At 63.2% G+C, this 20,600-nt stretch carries 21 protein-coding genes; 9 read left to right on the top strand and 12 right to left on the bottom strand.

Translation table 11 applies throughout. The features are described from left to right. The first annotated feature begins 19 nt into the window (after positions 1-19). Positions 20-367, top strand: a complete 348-nt coding sequence (locus CAF53_RS22470; protein ID WP_100239653.1) for a RidA family protein — start codon at positions 20-22, stop codon at positions 365-367. A gap of 119 nt (positions 368-486) precedes the next feature. Next, positions 487-1,659, top strand: coding sequence for a benzoate/H(+) symporter BenE family transporter (locus CAF53_RS22475; RefSeq protein ID WP_100239654.1), 1,173 nt, complete (start codon positions 487-489; stop codon positions 1,657-1,659). Positions 1,660-1,822: 163 nt separating this feature from the next. Here CAF53_RS22475 and CAF53_RS28360 read toward each other — a convergent pair whose 3' ends face one another. From CAF53_RS28360 to CAF53_RS22490, 3 genes are all read right to left on the bottom strand, one after another. Then, on the bottom strand, positions 1,823-2,149 hold the full coding sequence (locus CAF53_RS28360) for an HU family DNA-binding protein (protein ID WP_275503972.1): 327 nt from the start codon (positions 2,147-2,149) through the stop codon (positions 1,823-1,825). A 46-nt stretch (positions 2,150-2,195) separates the two neighbouring features. Next, on the bottom strand, positions 2,196-2,372 hold the full coding sequence (locus CAF53_RS27645) for a hypothetical protein (RefSeq protein ID WP_197707538.1): 177 nt from the start codon (positions 2,370-2,372) through the stop codon (positions 2,196-2,198). 550 nt (positions 2,373-2,922) lie between these two features. Continuing rightward, the gene (locus tag CAF53_RS22490) at positions 2,923-3,384 is read right to left on the bottom strand and encodes an SRPBCC domain-containing protein (protein ID WP_100239657.1); all 462 of its coding nucleotides are present in this window, start codon (positions 3,382-3,384) and stop codon (positions 2,923-2,925) included. A gap of 151 nt (positions 3,385-3,535) precedes the next feature. On the opposite strand from CAF53_RS22490, the gene CAF53_RS22495 reads away from it, so the two are divergent. The 5 genes from CAF53_RS22495 (at position 3,536) to CAF53_RS22515 (ending at position 8,084) form a co-directional block, all read left to right on the top strand. Further along, positions 3,536-4,864 (top strand): FAD-dependent oxidoreductase, encoded by a 1,329-nt coding sequence (locus CAF53_RS22495; protein ID WP_100239658.1) that lies wholly within the window; start codon positions 3,536-3,538, stop codon positions 4,862-4,864. Between the two features lie 2 nt (positions 4,865-4,866). After that, positions 4,867-5,166 carry a hypothetical protein gene (locus CAF53_RS22500; protein ID WP_100239659.1) on the top strand — a complete coding sequence of 100 codons (300 nt, stop codon included), beginning with the start codon at positions 4,867-4,869 and terminating at the stop codon, positions 5,164-5,166. A gap of 56 nt (positions 5,167-5,222) precedes the next feature. Beyond that, entirely contained in the window at positions 5,223-5,711 is a 489-nt protein-coding gene (locus CAF53_RS22505; protein WP_100239660.1) for an MSMEG_0572/Sll0783 family nitrogen starvation response protein, read from the top strand. 138 nt (positions 5,712-5,849) lie between these two features. Beyond that, complete coding sequence (locus tag CAF53_RS22510; protein ID WP_100239661.1) at positions 5,850-7,265, top strand: DUF1116 domain-containing protein; 1,416 nt, start codon at positions 5,850-5,852, stop codon at positions 7,263-7,265. A 93-nt stretch (positions 7,266-7,358) separates the two neighbouring features. Then, a complete protein-coding gene (locus CAF53_RS22515) occupies positions 7,359-8,084 on the top strand; it encodes a DUF2877 domain-containing protein (protein WP_197707539.1) in 726 nt (241 codons plus the stop codon). A 35-nt stretch (positions 8,085-8,119) separates the two neighbouring features. Here the strand turns inward: CAF53_RS22515 and CAF53_RS22520 are convergent, their stop codons facing one another. Both CAF53_RS22520 and CAF53_RS22525 read right to left on the bottom strand, forming a co-directional pair. Further along, positions 8,120-9,334 (bottom strand): MSMEG_0565 family glycosyltransferase, encoded by a 1,215-nt coding sequence (locus CAF53_RS22520; protein WP_157801343.1) that lies wholly within the window; start codon positions 9,332-9,334, stop codon positions 8,120-8,122. A 28-nt stretch (positions 9,335-9,362) separates the two neighbouring features. Then, a complete protein-coding gene (locus CAF53_RS22525; RefSeq protein WP_100239664.1) occupies positions 9,363-10,889 on the bottom strand; it encodes a protein FdrA in 1,527 nt (508 codons plus the stop codon). A 239-nt stretch (positions 10,890-11,128) separates the two neighbouring features. On the opposite strand from CAF53_RS22525, the gene CAF53_RS22530 reads away from it, so the two are divergent. Together CAF53_RS22530 and CAF53_RS22535 are read left to right on the top strand one after the other, a co-directional pair. Further along, on the top strand, positions 11,129-11,752 hold the full coding sequence (locus CAF53_RS22530) for a hypothetical protein (protein ID WP_100239665.1): 624 nt from the start codon (positions 11,129-11,131) through the stop codon (positions 11,750-11,752). A 146-nt stretch (positions 11,753-11,898) separates the two neighbouring features. Continuing rightward, entirely contained in the window at positions 11,899-12,558 is a 660-nt protein-coding gene (locus CAF53_RS22535) for a cupin domain-containing protein (RefSeq protein ID WP_100239666.1), read from the top strand. A gap of 60 nt (positions 12,559-12,618) precedes the next feature. Here CAF53_RS22535 and CAF53_RS22540 read toward each other — a convergent pair whose 3' ends face one another. The 7 genes from CAF53_RS22540 to CAF53_RS22570 all read right to left on the bottom strand — a co-directional run bounded on the left by CAF53_RS22540 (position 12,619) and on the right by CAF53_RS22570 (position 20,394). Then, positions 12,619-14,139 carry a lyase family protein gene (locus tag CAF53_RS22540; protein WP_197707540.1) on the bottom strand — a complete coding sequence of 507 codons (1,521 nt, stop codon included), beginning with the start codon at positions 14,137-14,139 and terminating at the stop codon, positions 12,619-12,621. Further along, entirely contained in the window at positions 14,136-15,152 is a 1,017-nt protein-coding gene (locus CAF53_RS22545; protein ID WP_100239668.1) for a pyridoxal-phosphate dependent enzyme, read from the bottom strand. Before CAF53_RS22545 ends, CAF53_RS22540 begins: the two co-directional genes overlap by 4 nt. Next, positions 15,149-16,480 (bottom strand): adenylosuccinate lyase family protein, encoded by a 1,332-nt coding sequence (locus CAF53_RS22550; RefSeq protein WP_100239669.1) that lies wholly within the window; start codon positions 16,478-16,480, stop codon positions 15,149-15,151. Before CAF53_RS22550 ends, CAF53_RS22545 begins: the two co-directional genes overlap by 4 nt. Next, on the bottom strand, positions 16,477-17,391 hold the full coding sequence (locus CAF53_RS22555) for a hypothetical protein (RefSeq protein WP_100239670.1): 915 nt from the start codon (positions 17,389-17,391) through the stop codon (positions 16,477-16,479). Before CAF53_RS22555 ends, CAF53_RS22550 begins: the two co-directional genes overlap by 4 nt. Continuing rightward, entirely contained in the window at positions 17,378-18,184 is an 807-nt protein-coding gene (locus tag CAF53_RS22560) for a phosphosulfolactate synthase (RefSeq protein WP_100239671.1), read from the bottom strand. The genes CAF53_RS22555 and CAF53_RS22560 overlap by 14 nt, the downstream gene beginning before the upstream one ends. A 327-nt stretch (positions 18,185-18,511) precedes the next feature. After that, positions 18,512-18,922, bottom strand: a complete 411-nt coding sequence (locus CAF53_RS22565) for an OsmC family protein (protein WP_100239672.1) — start codon at positions 18,920-18,922, stop codon at positions 18,512-18,514. Positions 18,923-18,996: 74 nt separating this feature from the next. Next, entirely contained in the window at positions 18,997-20,394 is a 1,398-nt protein-coding gene (locus CAF53_RS22570) for a PLP-dependent aminotransferase family protein (protein ID WP_100239673.1), read from the bottom strand. Positions 20,395-20,600: the final 206 nt, after the last annotated feature.

The following is a 20,600-nucleotide window of genomic DNA, read 5'->3' on the forward strand; positions in this document are numbered from 1 at the left end:
TTCAAAACGAGAAGATTCAATGGACATCCAGCGCCTGAAGCCCGGTCGACGCATGAGCCAGGCCGTCATCCACAATGGCACCGTCTATCTGGCCGGCCAGATAGGCGCTCCGGGAGAGGATATTGCGGCCCAGGTACGGGCTATCCTTGCGACGATTGACGATCTGCTTGCGCAAGCGGGCACGGATCGCTCGCGGCTGCTTCAAGCAACGATATGGCTCGCCAATATCACCGATTATGACGTGATGAACCGGATATGGGAGGACTGGATCGGCGACTCCCCTGCCCCGGCGCGCGCGACTGCGCAGGCGCAACTCGCCCGAGCTGACTGGAAGGTTGAGATCATCGTCACTGCAGCCCTTCGTTGAAGGAGCCTCACATGACGCTTGGGTGCGCTTTCATGGCCGTCGGACCGTCCGCTCGCGCAGCATCACGGTTCTTGTCAACGCAGGTGACGAACCGGCACGGGCAGGGTTAGGGGGGCCGGATGCTTCGTTCGCTGCCCCCATTGCACGCATGGTCTTCCGCTCTCATCGCCGCACTAATTGGCTTCGGTGGTACCGTGGCGTTGGTCGTGCAAGCGATGCGGACGTTGGGGGCATCCGTTGAACAGACCGGTTCGGCCGTCACGGCGCTCTGTCTTGGGATCGCGATTGCCGGCGCGGCGCTTTCCACGAAATTGCGGATGCCGATCGTACTGGCTTGGTCGACACCGGGGGCGGCGCTTTTGGCTGCGACGACGCCTGGGCAGACTTGGCCGGTCGCGATCGGTGCATTCCTGGTCAGCGGCTTGCTGATGGTCTGTCTCGGTGCCGTACCAGCCCTTGGCAGGCTGGCGGAACGCATTCCTGCATCGGTTGCATCGGCCATGCTGGGCGGTGTCTTGCTCCCATTCTGCCTCGGGCTGTTCAAGATTGGAGGAAGCGATCCGCTTCTGGTCACGATCATTGTCGCCGTCTACCTTGCAGCGCGCCAGCGGGTTCCGCTCTACGCATTGCTGCTCGTCCTCGCCGCGGGCGCCCTCTTGACCGCTTTGCGGGGTGACATCGCGCACCTACCTACGGGAGCAGCATTTGGTGTGCTTTTCCCTGTCGCACCCCAATTCGATGCGCGCGCGATCATCAGCCTCGGTGTTCCATTGTTCCTAGTCACCCTCGTCTCGCAAAATCTGCCGGGGCTGGTAGTGCTGCGAACGGCTGATTTCCGCCCAAAGCCTGGCCTATTGTTGGCGGGAACCGGCCTTGCATCCCTTGCGGCGGCGCCGTTCGGCGCACACTCGGTCAATCTCGCGGCGCTCACAGCGGCGATCTGCACTAGCGAGGAAGCCCATCCTGATCGGACTCGGCGGTGGATCGTCGGCATTATGTATGCCGGCTTTTACCTGCTTCTAGCGCTGTTCGCCCCGTTGCTTGTGCGGTTCTTCCTGGCGTTGCCGCACAACGTGATTGCAGCTTTGACGGGGATCGCCTTGATCCCGGCCTTGGTCGGCGCGCTCGAGACGGCGCTTGCGGCAAGGGAGGATCGCGACGCGGCCATTGTGACATTCCTCGCCACGGGGTCGGGCTTGGCGCTTTTCGGCCTTGGCGCAGCCTTTTGGGGATTGGTGACAGGCTTTGCGGCCTTGGCAGCCAAAACGATATTGCGAACGAAGGCGTCGTAGCGATCTCGTCCCCGGTGGCCGGGCCATCGCCGAGGAGGCGAATGGAGCCTTCCTCTCCGCGTCGCCGGGCGGGTCGGCGAGGAGTGCCACGAGCTGATCGAGAAACCCAGCGCACCATCGATATGTTGCGGGGCGCCGGTGCGCGGCGCCCCGTTCCGATCGATCAGGGGTTCAGGCGATCCTTGACGGCCTTGGCCGGCGCGAATGTCAGCTTCTTCGACGCGGCGATCTGGATCGACTCGCCCGTCGAAGGATTGCGGCCCTCGCGTGCCGACGATTCCTTCAGCTTGAACTTGCCGAAGCCGTTCAACGAAATCTCCTGGCCAGCGGCCGCTGCAGTTACGATCGCGGAGAATACCTCGTCGACGATCTTGCGCGCGTCGGCTTTGGACAGGTCTCGTCCGGAAGCAATTTGCTCGGCGAGTTCGGTGTTGTTCATAGATACTCCTGTTTGACTGGGGCTTCTCGCATAGACTGCCTCGGAGGACATCGCACTCGCCATGTCGCTCGCGTCCCGGCAGATGGAGAAGGCGCCATCATAGGGCGTGTTCAGCCACTTGTGACCATCCGCCGTCAAGCTTTCCGCCCACTCGACGCCATCGCACAGCTCCCGCGAGGACGAAGCGCGCGCCCAACCGCACGAGATTGTCGAGACCGAAAATCAGAATGCGAAGGGCCTTGATGACGGCCACATGGGCGGTCTTCGGCAGCATGCCCCTCACCACCGGCGCGCCTTATGCGCCGTGGCGGTCCCAATTCCAGCCTGCGCGCGCGAGTAGCGCCCGACGCGCCGCCGCGAGACAGGCAATAGTGCAGGCCGTGGCGCTGGTGCCGAAGCCCACCCCGGCGGACCGGGGAAGGTCCAGTGCCTCTAATATCCAGCGCGCCGCCTGGATTTCGATTGCGTCGGCAACCGGCGACGTGTCGAGGGTAGACGCGCACTTCTCCCAGGCGAACACCAAGCGCACAGCCGCCGCGGCGGCAGGAAGAACACCGCCAATCACATAGCTAAAATAGTTCGGCCCTGTGGTCGCCGCAGTTGCGGGAGAACCGATTTCGTCCAGCAGCCGCAGTGTCTCGACATCGGTTCTCCAGTGTTTCGGAGATCTTCCTGAAAAGCGACAAGCGCTTCCAGCGCTTCTGGATCCGGCCAAGCACGGCGGCTGCCGATGGTTGCAGCATAGGTCCGCGCCCGTTCGTCCGCCTCTCTCAGCAGGTCGATCTCCGGCAGATCCGCGAGCTGCAGGCCATTTCTCTGGCCTTTCATTCGAGCAGGTTCGCAAGGTTCTTGAGCGTCGACTCCATGCCCTTGAGGTGATCTTCCTGAGCGATGCCCTCCGGCACATTCTCTGCAAGGAAGGTCACCTTGGTTCCGCCCGTCACCGGCCGCATCGTGGTTGTGAGAGTCATCGTCCCAGAAAATGCGGGATAATCGGTCTCGAACGTGATCGCCTCGACAATTCGCTCCTCGGGATAAATTTCCAGGAAACGCGCGTGAACAACGTCGCGCCCGACTGCCGTTTTGCCGGGGCGGCTGCTCGGATCCTCATAAGCCAGCGTCATCCGGTACCCACCCCCTGGACGTGGATCGAATGCATGAAGCTCGGCCGACATCCCCGTGGGTGGCCGCCAGTTCACCAGAACCTCAGGATCGAAGAAGGCCCGAAATATCGCGCGCTGGGTCGCGAGAATGATTCGAGAGGTGGTGTGCGTCGCGGAGCTCATGGTCGATGCGCTCCTAACCTGTGTGGCGGCGCTCGCCAACGACAACTCGATCCCGCTGCATTCCCCTTGACGGGGTTTGGCCTCGTATCTACTTTAGGAAAAAAGCATTCCCTATACGATACGGTGACAAATCCGAGGCGAGGATCGCATTATGAAAATTGTGGTAATTGGTGGTGGTGCTGCTGGTTTAGGCGCTGCGGGTGCAGCGTTAGGTGTCGATCCTTCTGCCGAGATGGTTGTCTACACCCAGTTCGAAGACGTTGCCTATAGTCCCTGCGGTATTCCCTTCGTCCATGGCAAGGAAATCGAGTCCTTCGATCGGCTGTTCCTCGCAACCAAGCAGCAGTATCAGGAACAGGGTATCGACGTTCACTACGAGACGACGGTCGATAGCATCGACACCAAGCGTCATGTGATCAAGGTCGCGGGAGAAGGCGAAGTTCGATACGACAAGCTGGTTCTCGCCACCGGCTGGAATTACCGGGATCCCAACCTCCCCGGCGGCGATCTCAAAGGCATCTACCGGGTCAAGAACATCCAGCGTGCCAAGGAATGGGACTCGTTCCTCGACACGGTCAAGTCGGCCGTTGTCGTAGAGTGCGGCCTGATCGCGGTCGAAATGGTGACCGCTCTGGTCCACCGCGGCATCAAGGTCACGGTTGTCGATCCGGGCCCCTGGCCGATGGCCGAAGTGGTTGATCCCGACATCATCGATCCCGTCCGCGCAGGCTGGGCGGAAGCAGGCGTGACCACGCTCTGGGGTGAGCAGGTCACCGCGTTCGGTGGTGATGGCACCCTTTCCTATGTAGAGACTACTGCCGGTCGAATCGAAGCGCAGCTCGCTGTCATCGGCACACGCAAGGTGCCCAATAGCGATCTCGCGCGCGCCGCCGGGATCGAACTTGGCGGCACCGGCGGCATCGTAGTCGATGCGCGGATGCGGACTTCGGCACCGGATGTTTTCGCGGCGGGCGATTGCACGGAAATCCCGCACGGCGTTTCGAACGTGTCGCTGCAAGGCCTGTCCGGGAGCCACGCTTATGCGCAAGGGAAGACCGCCGGCATCAACGCCGCGGGCGGCACCCGCGAGTATCAATCGGTCTATGTGCCCTGGGCAATGCTCGCCGGCGAATGGATGATCGGCGGCGTGTCGTTCGGCGAGACCACCGCCAGCGCCGTCGGGATGGACTATGTCAGTGGCGTGGCAAAGGGCATCACCCGCGCGCGCTACTATCCGGGCGTGAAGCCCATCACGGTGAAGTTGCTGGCGGATCCGGCGACGCGCTGCCTGATCGGCGCGCAGATGGTCGGCGGGGAAGGCGTGAAGGAGCGAGCCGACTTCCTTGCGGTCGCTATCCGAGCCGGCATCTCGGTCGACGATCTCGCCACGATGGAGAATGTGTATTCGCCCGCCATCGGCGCGCTCAACGAGCCGATCCAGATGGCAGCTCTGGCCGTCCAGCAGAATTTCCGGAGGTAAGCATGTCATTCACGGAGTGGCTGCGCACCAATTCGCAGCAATATCTCCTGGCAGATGCGCAGCAGCGTATCGGCCGGAAGAACGGCGTCACCGTCTACGGCAAGCCGCGCACGCTGAAGGACCGGTTCTGGCGCTATATTTTCGTGCCGACGTACAAGATGCTGCCGAACGGGCTGCGCCAGTATCTTATCCACGCGATGCCGGGGAGCCATCGCCGGCCCTGGCCCAAGCAGAGCCCCCGTCCCCGGCCTCCCCATCCGTTCGTGCGGATCGACGGGCAGGACCGATCGCCCAGGAAATAAGCCACTGAACTGCCACTTTCGGGCGACGCCCGGATGATTTTCGTAAGGAGAGAACTATGCCGAAGACAGTGACAATTCCCGCTCCCAAGGAAGGCGATATCCTCTTCAATGTGGAGGAAAAGGTTTTTCCGGATCTCAAGGCCAACGAAGGCGACAAGGCCTTGATCCTCATGCACACCGTCCCGTTCGAGGGGTCGGTGGGCTTCGTGAACATGCTGACGGCCACGCGCCTGCGCCGCAAGGGTTTCGAGCTGTCATTCGTGCTCTACGGTCCGGGCGTCCTGATGGCAGCGGCGACGCGGGGCTATCCAGCGGTCGGCACCGAGGCCTTCCCCGGCAATCTCCAGTATAATCGTCAGCTCAAGACGCTGATGGACGAAGGCGCGAAGGTCTATGCCTGCCGCTTCGCCATGGGCGCCCTGTACGGCATGCGCGAAGACGACCTGATCCCGGGCGTCATTCCGATCAATCCACTCGACGTGCTCGATATCAACATCCAGGCTTGGCGGGACCGCGCCCTGATCTTCTCGACCTGGACGGTCTGAGCTCAATCCACGCCACTCCCGAAGCAGCAAGCCTGGACAGGCTTGCTGCTTTTTCTTTGTCACGGGTGCGTTATCCTCCGCGGAAGATTTCGCGTTTTCATATCGGTTTCCTCCCCCAGTGCATAAGACGCCCGAACGATGAAACGACCCGACCAAGACCCAGTGCCCCGCCTGCCCGGCGAGGTTCGCGTTATCAATGTCGGGCTGCCGATCTTCGCGGACGCGCTGCGCGATCAAGGCGCCCCGGTCGTGGATGTCGACTGGCGCATTCCTGCCGGTGGCGACGGCGGATTGGTTTCCGCGCTCGGGCGGCTGCTCGGTCCCAAGGCGACCCGGATCGACGCGGCGAACGCCCGGGTACTCGGTCATCTGAACGCCAGCCCGATCATAAGGACCGTCGAGCGCGCGGGCGCGGTCATCGAAGGACTCGGTGAGCGGACTCTCCTGCATTGCGGTCCCGCGATCACCTGGGACGACATGATCGATCCGCTGCGCCGGTCGGCGACCGCTGCGATCGTCGCCGAAGGCTGGGCCAACAATGTCGCGACGGCCGCAGAACTCGCCCAAGCCGGTGAAGTCATGTTCAAGCCCGCCAACGATCACCAGACCGTGGTCCCGATGGCCACCGTGATCGGCCCCTCTGCGCCGGTCTACGTCGTGGAAAACGCGCACGGCGGCACCACCGCTTTCTCCAGCGTCAACCAGGGCGCGGGCGAAGCCCCCTGGTTCGGCGTCAACAACGAAGCAGGCATCGACCGACTGAAGCTGGTGCGCGACGTGATCGGGCCTGTGCTGGCGGAAGCGCTGAAGCGCCGTGGCGGGATCGATATCCTCGACCTCGCCGCACAGGGGGTCGCGATGGCCGACGACGTCCATATGCGCATCCAGGCGACGACCAACCTCGTGCTGCGGGACTTGCTGCCCGCACTTGTTCGATCGAGCCATCCGTTGACCGCCGTCGCCGCTGATTTCCTAGCCGGCAACCCGCTCACGACGCTGAACATGGCAATGGCGGCGGCAAAGGCGCTGGCGGACGCGGCGGCAAGGGTCGACGGCACCAGTATCGTGACGACCATGGCGCGCAACGGCTCTTCCTTCGGGATTCGGCTGGGCAATCGTCCCTGGATCGTGACTGACGCCCCGCCGGTCAGAAGCGCATTGTTCAGACCCGGATTCGGTCCCGAATGCGCTGCTCCCGACATCGGAGACAGCGCGGTTCTCGAACTCATCGGACTTGGCGCCGCGGTCGCGGGGAACACGCCGGCGGCAGCCACCTTCCTTGGCGGTGCAAACGACGCGCTCGCCCTCACCCAAGCCATGGAGACCATCAGCGTAGGTGAAAGCGACCGATTTCGGATGCCCTATCTGTCGAACAAGGGTGCTCCCTTGGGTCTCGACGTCCGCCGGATCGCCGAGCTCTCGGTCACACCCGGGATCAGCACCGGTATCGTGCATGCGACAGACGGTTTGGGGCAGATCGGCGCTGGGATCGCCCGCGCGCCGCTCGCCTGTTTCGTGCAGGCGGCACTCGAGCTCGACGAAAGGATCGCCTAAGTGACAAGATCGGCGCGCGCGGTCTATCAGGGCGAGGCGATCGCGGAATTGTGCAGCGAGGCTGCCCGCAGCGGACCATTGCCGGGCAAAGTCGTGGGAAACTTCGCCGGCGGTTTTTACGTGCGGATCGACGATAGCATCTTCGCGGTCGTCGGGCCGAGGATCTGGCCAGGCCCGATCCATCTCGTCCTCGATAGCAATCCACCGCCGGTTGTTGACGGCGCGGCCGTCTATCTGGATCCCCGGCGCCTCACCTTTTCGGAAGGGACGATCGATATCGCGTCGGCAAGCGTCTATGTGCCGCGTACGCCTCCGGCACGCGAACTCGGCATCGCAGCCCCGTGGATGACATTCTGGGCTGCTGCAGAGCAGCGTCCCAATGATCTTGGCGCAACCTGGCATGATGTACAGGCCGCGACTGAAAATGGAGATTTAGAAGGCGCCGCCGCGGTTCTTGAGGGACGCGGTACCGGGCTCACGCCGTCGGGCGACGACGCGCTTGCGGGCCTCTTGCTGTTCTACCATTGGACAGGATGGCGCCCGGCACGGCTCACAGCGATCGCGACAAGGGCCCGGACGACGGATCTCAGCCGCAATTTCCTGCGATGGGCCGCGCGCGGACAGAGCATCGCACCGGTGCATATGCTCTTTTCTGATAGCGGAGATGCCCTCTGCCCCTCGGCCCCGCAGCGCCGCGGAGAATTCGAGCAAGCAGCACATATCGTGCGCGGCATAGGCCATTGTTCTGGTGCCGCGCTCCTGGCTGGGCTCGGGCTGGCCGCCGCAGCCTGGAAAAGCGACGGCAGCGACGATTCCTGAGAGCGTCGTCGCTCCGGCCTGCGGACGGGTGGTCCTTAGGCGGAGAGCCCGACCCGTTCGGCGGCGTTCATTGCGCTCCATATGCGGTCATATTGCGCGATGTGCTGGCGGGCGGTCCGATCCCATCCATAGTTGGCGACGAGCGCCGTGCCTTCGGCCGCGAGCCGCCGGCGCGTGTTGGGTTCGTCCATCAGCCGTGCCATGCCGAGGGCGAGCGACCCGCTGTCGCCGGCTCGGGTGAGGATCGCGTTCTGGCCATCGTCCAGAAACTCACGAAAGACGTCGATGTCGGACGCGACCACGGGGAGGCCGGCACTCGCCGCCTCCATGATGACCAGTCCCCACCCCTCATTGATCGAAGGGAACACGAAGCCGTCGGCGACCGCCAGCCACTCGACCAGCTCGGCCTGGGCAACCGTCCGCAGCAGGACGACATCGCGTCCCAGCTCAAGGCCGAGCCCAGGCAAGGAGGCCAGCACCTCTTCGCTATAGGCCGAATAGTCCTGGAAACTATGGCCACCGATGATGGCGAGCACCGGCGAGATGGCACGCCGGGACTTGAGCCGTGAGAGCGCCTCGGCAAGGAAACGGCTGCCCTTGCGCGGCTCGATGCCGCCGATCGTGAGATAAAGGAAACGATCCTCCGCGCCGACCCTGCGGCGCAGCTCCTTGCGGCGGGTGTCATCAAGGCTGCACCGGAAGTTCTCGGGCCAGACCCCGTTCGTGACGATGTCGGCCTCCACGCCATAATCTGCGTGCAGGCGCTCTTGCCAGACCTTGCTTACCACCAGGACATCGTCCGGCTCGAGGATCGCCTGACGCTGGCAATCGATAAGAGCTTCGGTGGTGAAGTCGTCGACATGGTGCACCGTGCGCACCAGCCGGAAGGGGGCGCCAGCGTCACGGATCCGGGCGGCCGCGCGCGCCGAGATGCAGTCCTGGCTGTGCACGATGTCGAAACGCTCGCGCAGCGGCTCCAGCCCCTTGGTCAGCGTATCGATCCAACTGAAGACGCGAGCCTCCAGCGTATCCTTGACCTCTGGCGGACGAATATATTCGACGGGAACGCCGACTTCGCGAAACAGCGAACCCTGCTCCCCCATCGCCACCACCGTCACATCGATCCCCTGAGCCTGCAGCGCCTCGGCCAGCTCCAACGTGTGCACGACGCCGCCGCGCGGCTTGGTGGAATAGGTGGTGAGCGCAACGCGGGGGCCGCGCGCGGCGAGGGAGGCAGGCAGAGACGACATTATGTGTTGGTCCATTCGCATATCGGAATCAGGAGGTTTGAGTTTCGGTCTCGACCGCGATCGAAGGCTGGCGAAGCGCGATCGCGACTGCGGCGTACGCCGCCCGCGCGGTGGTTGGAGCAAGGATGGCCCCTGCCCGTTCGAGCTGACGGCGCTGCTTCTCAAGATCCTGTGGGTCCGTTGGCGTGCCAATGACACACACGAGCACAACGGCGCCGGAGGCGACGACGTCGGCGACCGCAGGCGCCAGCACACTCGCGGGATCAGGGTGCGAGCCTTCGCCGATCACGAGGTCGAGCAGGACGACCGCCACCGTGGGATCCGCTGCCTGCTCCAGCAAGAGCACCACTCGCGCAGCGGCGTCGATCATCGGGTGAGGCTTGCCGCGCGTATGATCCTCATCCCCCATATCGAGCAGTAGATGCGCGGGGCGTTTGATCGGATCGAACGGCGAGGACGCGATCCGCTCGATCGGTGCGAGATGACGGACCGCGATCGCCGCTGCCTCTTCGCAAAGGGTTCCGCCGCTGAACAGGCCGACCACCCGCGTCCGCTCCGGCGATAGACGGGTTGCTGCCGCCGCGACCTGCTCCGTCAGATATGCGTCGAGCGGCGGCGGCGGAAATCCGAGCATTCCCGCGATCGCATATGTGCCCTGCTCGAGGGTGGAATAGACACCCTTTCGGGCCATCAGGCTTTCGTCGGTCGTTCCGAGCAGGACCGCGACGATCGGTTTGCTTGCGCGATCGAGCAGCCCGGCCGCCGCTGCCGCGTCCGCCTGCTTGGATATGAGAATGATGGCGCTCGTTGTCTCGTCCCTTTCGAAGGCCTCCAGCGCCATATGCGCGGAAAGGCCACCTATGTCGGCGGTGAGGTCATGTGCACCGACTCCGATCGCGTGCGATGTCCCGATCCCCATGTGATCGAGGAGGCACATGACCGCCTGGGCACCGGTGCCCGAGGCGGCGATGATGCCAACCGGGCCGGGTCGAACGCGATTGGCAAAACCGAACCCGATGCCGCCGATCCAGGATGTCCCGGCACCTGGCCCCATGACGAACAGTCCGAGCATCCGCCCACGCTGCTTGAGCGCAAGCTCATCGGCCAGTTCGACGCCGTCGCTGAACAGCATCACATGGAGTCCCTCGGACAGCGCCTTTTGCGCTTCCAGTGCGGCATAGGGTCCGGGCACCGATATCATCGCGACATTGGCTGCGCGATCTTCACGCAGCGCTGTCCGCAGATCTGCTGGCGGCGTTTCCCGGTCGCCCTTTGATTGAGGTTCGGAGGCGAACAGGCTGGCCTCGGCGCGCGCCAATGCGCGCTGCGCTGAAGCCCCATCCTCCGCGCGAACGGCGAGGACGAGGTCGTTGGCTTGCGCATCGAGTTCGTTTTCAGCGAAACCCTCGGCGTGCAATTGTTGAAGGTTGGCTGGGGTGGCCATGAATGCCCCAGCCCACTCTACGCCGCTCGCCTCCAGCATCGCCCGCGTTGCGGCCATCTGTCGGACACTGTCCTTGTAGGCCCCGCGGTGTACGGTGAGGAGAAGTCTCAAGACTGGCGCCTTCTCGGGTGTCGGACAGAGATAGGGCTGGTGTTCACGGCAACGAAGCGCCTCGCCTTTCCTGCCACCGGGCCTCTCGCCGCATTGGCGCCTCTTTGCCGGCGCTGCGCGCCCCGAAGCCCCGGGTGCGTATCTTATAGTGATTTCATTTTTCCTATGCGATATTGCGACCCCATGTCAAACGTGGTTGCGGTCGTATGGAGCGGCCGGCCCTCCAGGAATTCTGATCCATGCACGGCACGTCGTCGACCATAACCAGGCCTGTCCAGGACGAATGGGCGGAATGCGAACAGGAATTGCACGCCACCGCGATGCCCGATGTGCAGCGCTACGAAAATGATCTGAGGGCCCTGCGCGCGGAGGCTGACCGCTTGCAGGATCTGGGCACGTTCGATCAGCTGGTCGACGCGTGGCCGAGCGCCTCGGAGACCGGTGCCGATCGGCGGCTTCGACTTGTACGTGGCGCGGCCTTTGCGCGCCGCGCCCGGGATATCCAAGCGGCCACGGATGCGCGTCGGATCGAAGAGCGTATCGCGAGCGCCCGCGCAGCCGGCGAGACATGGGTGGTGCTTCAGGAGACCGGAAACCAGGGCGCCAAGGCGGCTGCGCCGTTCAGCACGGCGGCAATGCATCTCGCAAGCGGCCTGGCGACAGTTTCGATGGCGCAATATGCGACCATGACCAATACTCTTGTTTACTCACTCACGATCATTCGTCTGAATACCAAATCCGGCGCGCTCATCGACGCGACGCCGGGACTCGAGGATTGGCTGGAAACGAAGGATCGCGGCGAGCTGGACGCGGCGATCGATCGATGGCGTCGACGTATCGAGACGGGAGATGTCGAAGTTTGAAGAAGAGGCATGGGCGGCGCCTGCTGCCCGTTCGGATGCGGGGCGATTATCGCGCATGACGTTTAGCGGCACCGCCTCTTGCCTCACCGCGTCGCATGACGCAGGTCTGCAATTTCACCGACTGATGGTTTGCCCTGGAGAGAATATTGGCGACACGCGCAAAGAAGGAAGGCAACCCGAAGCCGCGAGCTGCTGCCCCGAAAAAGGCTCCGGCTCCGACAGGCAACGATGATGTCGACGTCATCGTCAGCAAGGTTGGCAAGAAGATCGAGGCGCTACGGCGCAAGAAAAGACTGTCGCTCCAGAATCTCGCCGACATCAGCGACGTGTCGCCGGGCGCGATTCATAAGATCGAACGTAGCGGCATGGTCCCGACGATCACGACGCTGCTGAAGCTCGCCACGGCGCTCGGCGTCACCGTCGGCTATTTCGTGGAAGAAGACGAGAACGCTTCGGCCCCCTTCCTGTTTACCCCCGCCGGGCATCGCCAGCCGGTCTACACCCCCCATGAAGGACTTACCCTCGGCAGCATCACAGGATCCTACCGCCAGTTCGTGACCGCCGCGGCGGTCGCGACCATGGCTCCCGGCGCGTCGAGCGGGGACCAAATTCTGAACCACACCGGAGAAGAGCTGATCTTTGTGCTGTCCGGAGAGGTCGTGTTCCGGATGGACGAGGAAGATTACGTCCTCAAGCCTGGTGACGCTCTGCATTTTCAGGGCGGGGTTCCGCATCACTGGGAGAACCGGGGAACGGAACCGGCGCAGTTGATCTGGTATGTTTTCCGCAACCGCGAGGGTGCCTGAACGGCACCGCCAGGCTGGAAGTCGACTGCAATTATGCAATCGGCCTCCGACTTTCGTCCCCTAGAGGTTGGCCATAGCTTCGACACGCTGGAGCAATTGCTGTTCCACCAGCTCGAAACGGGCAAGATTCTCGCTAGCTTGCCGACCAAGGTCAGATGCTGTCTGGGCGAAGCGCGCCGCCATGTCGGCTACGACCGCCGGTGCCGCACCTCCCTGGGCCGATCGGCTGGAAACGATCTGGCGAGGATCCAACGCGGAAGCGAGCTTGTCGGCGTCGAGCGAAAGATCGAGGCCCGCCACCTGCTGTCCGGCCTGCCGGATTGCCTCGACATCGATATCGATCCCGCGCTGGCCGGCTGCGCTTGCCGCACGAACCGCGTGGCCGACGATCTTGTATGCGCTGCGGTAATCGATCCCGCATTCGACCATGACATATTCGGCGAGGTCGGTCGCCTGGCTGAAGCCGGCTTCGAGCGACTTCCACAGCCGATCCTCGTTGACCGTCAAGGTTTCGACGACGCCGCGGCTGAGGTTGCTGATCTTGACCGCATAGTCCAACGCACGCGGGAGCTCGCCATAGGCAAAGATCAGATTGTCGCTGCGGGCCGAAGGGGTTTTCACGACCGCCAGGAACCCCGAGAGCCGGCCGATAAGCATTCCGCTTCCGCCGCGGATGATGGTGAGAGCGTAAGGATTGCGCTTCTGCGGCATCAGCACCGACGAACGGGTATAGGGACCGGCCAGGTCCACATAGTTGAATTCCTGGCTCGACCAGATCTCGAGATCCTCGGCGAGCTTCGACTGGTTCGAGAGCAGGCTGACGCCGGTCGACAGGATATCGATGAACGTGTCGACCTGCCACATCGCGTCGCGGGTGTGCTCGATCACGCCGTCGAAACCGAGCAACGATGCAAGATAGCCGCGGTCCGCGAGCAAGTGGCTGCCATTGACACAGCCGGCGCCGCCTGGACTGCGGTTGACTGCCTGGAGGGCGGATAGCAGCCGATCGCTGTCGCGCAGCGCCGGCGGGACGAATCCTAGCAGATAGTGCCCGAAAGTCGAAGGCTGGGCTTGCTGGAGATAGGTCTGGTCCGCCATGAAACTTTCACGATGGCGGTTCGCGACAGTGCAGGCGGCCTCGGCGAAGGAGGCGCCAGATTTCAGCAGCTCGGCCGTCAGCCGGCGCAGCACGATGCGGAAGGCGACACGCGCCGCCTCGCGTCGAGGCCGGCCTGCGTGGAGCCATCCTGCGCAATCGCCGATCCGCTCGGCGAAGAAGCGCTCGCGAGAATTATAGGCCTCGCCATAATGCGGATCATAGGGGAAGTCGCTTGCGTCCCTGCGGTGGGCCTCCAGCAGCACGGACAGGAGCTTACGCGCAACATCGTCTGAGATGACTGCCCGATGATGCAGGTCGAGGACATGCGCGAAGTCTGCGATGTTCAAGCCGTGGTGCAATACGCCAGCATCGGCGATCTCCCACCCGAACCCGGCCTCGATCAGCTCCGGCGCTGGTCCATCGGCGGAAGGACCTTCAACGCGGGGCGCTGCCCGTTCTTCTCCGGTGGGGAGCATGCTCATTTGATTTCCTTATGATCGGGCGAAGGATGACCGGGCGTTCCCAGCCGATCGGCGACCGCCAGAGAGCCGCCGGTATGCCAATAGAGGATCGGCCGGTTGGTCTCCGGCAGCAGGTCGCAAAGCCAGCGTAGCGCCTTGCCGTTATAGGTTGTGTCGATGAGCAATCCCGAACACCGCATTATGTCGTCGACGAATGCCGCATCGTCCGAGTCATAGTGATTGAAACCGGCCCCTCGCCCGTCCACCAGCTCCCAGCGGCAGTTCACGTTCGCGAGACGCGAGCGCCCTGCCCCACAGGCCCGCGCCTTGGCGTCGATTCCCTCCCGCAATTCCTCGGGTGGACGGGAGACGCTGACACCGATCAGTTCCAGATCGAGCGGCGTCTCCTTTTCGTCACCTTCGAAGTTGAACAGAAAGCCGGCCAGCAGCCCCGCGATGCTGCCGCCCGAACCGACGGGAATGACCAGGGTAACGGCGTCGACCCCGACTTGCCTGAGCTGGCGTCGTACCTCTCCCGCGGCATGGGCATATCCGAATGCCCCGACTACCGTGGCACCGCCACGCGGCACAGGATAGGGACGCCGGCCTTGCCCGCGCAAGGTTTCCGCGAGAGCATCCGCCACGTCCTCCATCCTCGCGCGATCAGGAGACCCGGTGTAGCGAATGGCGGCCCCGGCCGCCTCGCCGGCGGCCAATGCCGCGGGCTTCGGATCGGGCTCTGTTCCATAGCTGACCTGGATGGTCGCCAGACCGCGGGCGGCGCAGGCGGCCGCCATGAGCGCCGCGAAATTCGATGTCGGACCGCCGCACAGCACAACCGTGTCGCAGGCCTGCGCTTCGGCATCACCGAGCAGATATTCGATCGTCCGGACCTTGTTCCCGCCCCAGGAATAGCCGGTGAGATCGTCGCGCTTGACCCAAAATGCCTTGCGGCCAAGTGCTGCCCCAAGATCGGGGCGATGCTGGAGTGGGGTCGGCAGCGCGGCAAGCGGGAGGCGCGGCGGCGCGATCATCGCCAATGCTCCGGCTCCGCCTCGCGGCGCTGCCGGGAAGACGAGATTACGCGGTCGACCATTTCTGGCCCCGACCCCAAATCGATATCGGCGATTGCGGCAAGTTCGGCAGGCGTCGCTACTCCTTCCAGTGCGTCTGCAAGCGAGAGCCGCTCATCGCGGATGCGTCGGTACGCCTGCTGCAGCGTCTGCTGCGCGACATGCTTACCCAGGCGTGCCGTCATCAACCTCAGCAGATGCTCAGACGCCGGCACGAGTGCCAGATTGCGAGCCATGGCCTGGGTATCGACTTCGAGCCCGTCGAGGAGGTCTCGCGTTAGCGAGCTGGTAGCGAGGACAGAATGGGCGAGCGTGGGGAAGACCGACCATTCGAGCTTCCAGGCCCGGCCATCTCGCTCATGTTCATGGATCATGGCATCGGCGAGAAGCGCGCTCTGCGCGCGCGCAAGCTGGGCCAGTGTGACGATCTGCTCGCTGTTCTCCGGATTGCGCTTGTGCGGCATGGTGATGCTGCCGACCGTCCTGGCGGCTGGACGCTCGCCAAGTTCGCTGATCTCGCGACGTTGAAGGCCATAGACCTCATTGGCGATCCGGGCGAGCGTGTTGACCGCCATCGCGGACACGTTTGCGAATTCGACGAACCGGTCCCGCGCTGAAAGCCAGGAGATGGCAGGTTCGGCCAGTCCGACATTTCTGCAAAAGGCTGTCCGCAACGGAAGGCCCTTGGCTCCGAAAAAACCGAGCGTTCCGACCGCACCCGCGAACTGGCCCGTCAGCCAGCGATCGCGCCCGTCGTGGAATCTGGACAGATCGCGTCCAACCTGATCGGCCCAGCTCGCAATCTTGAAGCCCAGCGGGATAGGTGAGCCGAGCTGGCCGTGGGTTCGGCCTGCCATCGGCGTTAGACGATGGGTCGCGGCAAGGTCGAGAAGCCTGTCTTCGATCGCGCGCAGGTCGCGCCAGAGGAGAGAGCCGGTCGCGGCAAGTTCAAGCGCCTGCGACGTGTCGGTGATGTCCTGGACGGTCGCGCCATAATAGACGTACGGCGCCGCGGAGGGCGATAGCAGATCCTGCAACACCTCGATCATGCCGAGAGTCGAATGACCGGTCCTGCGCGTCGCTTCAGCGATGCGATCAATGGGAAGCTTGCGGTCCCTCAGGGCGGCTATTTCCAGCGCGGCTTCCGCCGGGATCAGGTCCAGCTCGGCCTGGGCTTGAGCCAATGCGATGATGACGTCGAGCCAGCGGTCGACCCTGACCGGCTCGTCGAAGATGGCATGGCTTTCCGGCGTCGACCAGAGATGGCCGAATATCCGGGAATCGATCATGTGCGCGTCCACGGCACGTCAACTTTGGAAAGGATATGGACGAGGGCCTTGCGCACCTCATCCAGCGACGAACCCCAGGGGACGTAGGTCGCGAGGTCACGTGCCTCGACTCCCTCCTGGATCAGGCAGCAGCGGGTGATGGTCCTCGCCGGATCGAGGTGCTTGCCGAGAAAACGGGTCGGACAGATATCCACCACTGGCGCCTGGGTGCCGTAGAACCAGCGGTGGATCTGCTGCGACCGGTCGCAGCCGAGGAGAATCCAGTCCACCTTGCGTGGACGCTCGTCGAGATAGGCGACCTTCGTGTCTGGAAATTCGAGGCCTGATCCGCGGCAAGGCACCAGCACCTCGGCGGGTAGCGGACTGACATGCGCTGCGAGTTCTTCTCGGCTGTCGACCAGGACCGGAACTGGCACGATCGGCGGCAGGTCTTCGGCCACCGCAAGAACCCTTTCCACCTGATCGAGCAGCTTCGACGGAAAGGGCGGGACAATGTCGAAGACATTGAGGAGCAGCGGCGCCGGATTGAGGATGAAGCTCACATGGCCGTACTCGCCCTCCACGATCACGCAGGGCACGTCCGGGTTCTTGACCGCCACCAGTGCAAGTTGGGACGGAATGGCGGTATCGATCCTGGGTTCGTAGAAATATCGACAGCTGGCCGCCGGAGCGACGACCCGAACGCCCGTGATGACCGAGAAGAGCGCCTTGCTCTCAGGACGATCGACCTCGACGAGCGCGCATTCTTCGCCGAGCCGGGCGACGATGAATCGCGTGCGCATATAGGCTTCACGCCCGAGGAAGTGCTGCTCCAGCCATGCCGGTTCCAGGCTCTCGACATCGCTGCTGATTGCCACCTGCCGATAGCGTGTAGGCATGATGTTCTGCGCCGAGGGGTCAAGCGTGAACAACGCGGCGCCCCTCCCTATCGACGTCGGCCAGCAGCTGGAGCGTGTCAGCGCGCAGTCCCAGACGCAGGGTCTCAAGGCTGATCACGTCGTCGACGAGAATGTTGCCCAGGTTGACCTCCGGACCGAACTCCCGGATCAGAAAGGCCTGCTGCGCCCGTTGCGGAGCTTCGAAGATCAGCTTGTCGACGAACCTGCTGCGCGTGACTGCATGGAGGATATCGTTCCGGATTTTGCCATATTCGTCATACAGGCCGACGGTTCCGCTTTCCCGCCCCTCGATCACGATCCAGCGTGCGCCGGCCTGGGCGTCCGTCTCAAGCTGGCTGACCCATTCGACCGAGGTCAGGCGTTTGGTGGGATCCTTGCTGCCGATCTCGGAGAGAACCTCGAACCCGAGGGCGTTCGCGCGTTCGATCAGAGCGAGCTTGTCGTGGAAGGGAATGTCGGTTGCACCATCGGAAACCTCAACGCAGTCGAAGCCCCTTTCAGCGGCAAATTCGAAGAAGGCCTCGGTGCGTCCTCGTAGCCACGCGATTTCGAGCAGAGTGCCCCCGGTACAGGTCTTGATGCCGGCGGCTTTCAGAAGCGCGATTTTTGCCGGCGCAGTCGGGTCGACGTATGAGGTACCAAAGCCGAACTTCCAGACGTCGATATAGCGCGCAGCGGATTCCAGGATCGCCTGGACATCGTTCGTCGTACTGCCTTTGTCGAGGATATGGGTGATACCGGTTTTGCGGGGCTTCGATGATCTTGCGGGGAGGTCAAGGAAGGTGGGAAGCTGGCTGGCGGGCATAAGCGCCGCTCTCCTTACTCGTTCTTTTTGATACTATAGTGAATGATGTAATTCCCATACGACATATCGTCAATGGCGAGACTCGCGGCTAGCACGCAAAAAGCCCCTTGATCCGGAGAGGGATCGACTGCGCGCGCCCTTGTTAAGCCATTATTGTTGGTGGGATTTTCCAAGTCAGCGCCCGAGGATTCCTTGCGGGCTCGTCAGTCGACCGAGGTCAGATGGAAAATACGATGACAGTCATCGGCGCAATTTATCAACGCAACATTGCATTTCGCCATTTCCACAGCTCTGCCAGCTTGTGAGATTTGAGCGCCTTGCTTGAAATTACGTTGCGATCAACTCGTGGGCGATCACGATATCGAGATCGGATTTTAGCGTGTTGGTAACGTAGCAGACCCGCTGCGCCTGTCGTATGAGACCGTCCAACGCGGCCGGGTCGCAAGCGACGCGCGCATCGATACGGACGGCACTAAAGCGCGGCCCGTCATAGATGCCCGTCGCCGTGACATTGATTGCATCAACAACGACCGATCGGTTGCGGGCGCTGAAGGCCAATGCCAGCGTAAAGCAGGAGGCGATCGAGGATAGAAAGAGCTCGGTCGGCTGCGGCCCGCGGTCGGTACCGCCCACATTTTCGGGCTCATCCACGACCAGGGTGAACCGCCCAGCCTGCACCTCACAGGAAAGGCCTCCCCGCCATTCACTGACCACCGACCGTTCGCGGTTCGCGGACATACTCTCTCCTGTTATTTGGGTTTGGGCGAGATCCGGCGCGGTCTATCGCCCCGCCATCTGGCCGAATCCGCGCCTCAGAGGAATGAAGTCACCGTAGCCGGCATCGCCTCCAATGCGTGCGCTGCGCATTCGAGGGCTCGCTCCACGGTCGAGCGCGGCGCTGGTCCGCCAAGGCAAATGCGCACCGCTTCCGGCGGGGTTCCGGACACGGTGAACGCGTCGCTCGGGACGATCCCCACGCCCGTCGAGCGCATGTGACCGACAAAAGCCGACCGCGTCCATCCGGCGGGAAGTGACAACCAGATGTTGAAGCTGTCCGGATCTCCTTCAAGGCGTTGGTCGGCAAGGATCCGGTGCGCGAGTTTCTGTCGTTCCTCCGTCTCGACGCGAACTGCGCGCAGGATGGCATCGGCGGTTCCATCTTCGATCCAGCGTGTCGCGAGAGCCAGGGTGATAGGCGAGGCAATGACGGTCGCTGAACGCACCGCCGATGCGAACCCCCAGGTCGACCGCTTCTCCGGCACGACGACATAGGCCGTGCGCAATCCTGCTCCGATGCATTTTGCCAGCGAGGCAACATACCAGGTGAGATCCGGCGCCAGGGATGCGATGGTCGGCGGCGTCCCCTGTGCGATGAAGCCGTAGGCATCGTCTTCGATGATTGCGACATCGAAGCGCCGGGCGATCTCCACGATCTGCTGCCGACGCGCGAGCGAGATGGTGAGGTTGGTCGGATTCTGAAGCGTGGGGTTCAGATAGAGGGCCTTGGGCGAAAAGCGCGCGCAGGCGTCTGCGAATGCCTCCGGGTCAATCCCTTCGTGATCCATCGGGAGGCCGTGGAGATCTACGCCGACGAGCGCCGCGACGGCCCTTACACCCGGATAAGTCAGGTTCTCGCTGAGCAGCACATCGCCAGGCTTGGTAAGAGCGCTCAGAATTCCCAGCAACGCAGCGTGTGCGCCTGGGGTGACATAGACCTGCTCGATGGCGGGAACGAGGCCGCGACGCGCCAGCCAATGCAGCGCCGCCTCCTTGTCACGCGTTCCTCCACCAAAGGATCGGTAACGGAGCATCGGAAGAATATCCTGTCCGATCGCATCCCAACCAGCTCGCATGCGCTCGATCAGTTCAGGATTGTGCGGCTCCGGCGGCAGGTTCATCGAAAGATCGGTGTCGTCTGCATGAGCCCGGGATAGCGTGGTCACGTCAGACCGCGCTGCCGTGCGCTGAGTCGGCAGGACGAAAGTCCCCTGCCCCTGCCGCGCCTCGACCAAGCCGCGTTTCTGCGCCTCTCCATAACCGCGGGCTACGGTCGTGAAGTCGATCCCCAGACGCGCCGCAAGCAAGCGCTGGGCGGGCAGACGGTCGCCCGCGACCAGGCGCCCGGCCTGCACGTCCGATGCGATACGGTCGGAAAGGGCGAGGTAACGCGGCCTGGCTGAGGTTGAAAGATCGGGCGTCCAGTCGTGCATGAGCTCATTGCTTCAAAGTCTATGATGGATTGACCGTACAGTGTTGCGCGCACTGAGGCCAGCCCGACAGGAGCTTCTCATGACAGGTGGCAGCGCGCTGGTTGACGGCATTGTGCAGCGCGGAATGATAAGAAACCCAAGCAGTTGTGTTGACGGCTTTCCGCAAGGGGTTTAGGCCTCATGATAGGAGAATGAACGGACATAAG

This window comes from Sphingobium sp. LB126 (assembly GCF_002795205.1).
GTDB lineage: Bacteria > Pseudomonadota > Alphaproteobacteria > Sphingomonadales > Sphingomonadaceae > Sphingobium > Sphingobium chungbukense.

Bases quoted from the DNA above. Each gene is read 5' to 3' on its own strand.
- CAF53_RS27645 (WP_197707538.1), bottom strand. From the start codon at position 2,372: ATGCTGCCGAAGACCGCCCATGTGGCCGTCATCAAGGCCCTTCGCATT.
- CAF53_RS22545 (WP_100239668.1), bottom strand. From the start codon at position 15,152: ATGATCGCGCCGCCGCGCCTCCCGCTTGCCGCGCTGCCGACCCCACTC.
- CAF53_RS22505 (WP_100239660.1), top strand. From the start codon at position 5,223: ATGCCGAAGACAGTGACAATTCCCGCTCCCAAGGAAGGCGATATCCTC.
- CAF53_RS22540 (WP_197707540.1), bottom strand. From the start codon at position 14,139: ATGAGCATGCTCCCCACCGGAGAAGAACGGGCAGCGCCCCGCGTTGAA.
- CAF53_RS22530 (WP_100239665.1), top strand. From the start codon at position 11,129: ATGCACGGCACGTCGTCGACCATAACCAGGCCTGTCCAGGACGAATGG.
- CAF53_RS22560 (WP_100239671.1), bottom strand. From the start codon at position 18,184: ATGCCCGCCAGCCAGCTTCCCACCTTCCTTGACCTCCCCGCAAGATCA.
- CAF53_RS28360 (WP_275503972.1), bottom strand. From the start codon at position 2,149: ATGTCCTCCGAGGCAGTCTATGCGAGAAGCCCCAGTCAAACAGGAGTA.
- CAF53_RS22470 (WP_100239653.1), top strand. From the start codon at position 20: ATGGACATCCAGCGCCTGAAGCCCGGTCGACGCATGAGCCAGGCCGTC.
- CAF53_RS22495 (WP_100239658.1), top strand. From the start codon at position 3,536: ATGAAAATTGTGGTAATTGGTGGTGGTGCTGCTGGTTTAGGCGCTGCG.
- CAF53_RS22475 (WP_100239654.1), top strand. From the start codon at position 487: ATGCTTCGTTCGCTGCCCCCATTGCACGCATGGTCTTCCGCTCTCATC.
- CAF53_RS22550 (WP_100239669.1), bottom strand. From the start codon at position 16,480: ATGATCGATTCCCGGATATTCGGCCATCTCTGGTCGACGCCGGAAAGC.
- CAF53_RS22570 (WP_100239673.1), bottom strand. From the start codon at position 20,394: ATGCACGACTGGACGCCCGATCTTTCAACCTCAGCCAGGCCGCGTTAC.
- CAF53_RS22490 (WP_100239657.1), bottom strand. From the start codon at position 3,384: ATGAGCTCCGCGACGCACACCACCTCTCGAATCATTCTCGCGACCCAG.
- CAF53_RS22565 (WP_100239672.1), bottom strand. From the start codon at position 18,922: ATGTCCGCGAACCGCGAACGGTCGGTGGTCAGTGAATGGCGGGGAGGC.
- CAF53_RS22500 (WP_100239659.1), top strand. From the start codon at position 4,867: ATGTCATTCACGGAGTGGCTGCGCACCAATTCGCAGCAATATCTCCTG.
- CAF53_RS22510 (WP_100239661.1), top strand. From the start codon at position 5,850: ATGAAACGACCCGACCAAGACCCAGTGCCCCGCCTGCCCGGCGAGGTT.
- CAF53_RS22520 (WP_157801343.1), bottom strand. From the start codon at position 9,334: ATGTCGTCTCTGCCTGCCTCCCTCGCCGCGCGCGGCCCCCGCGTTGCG.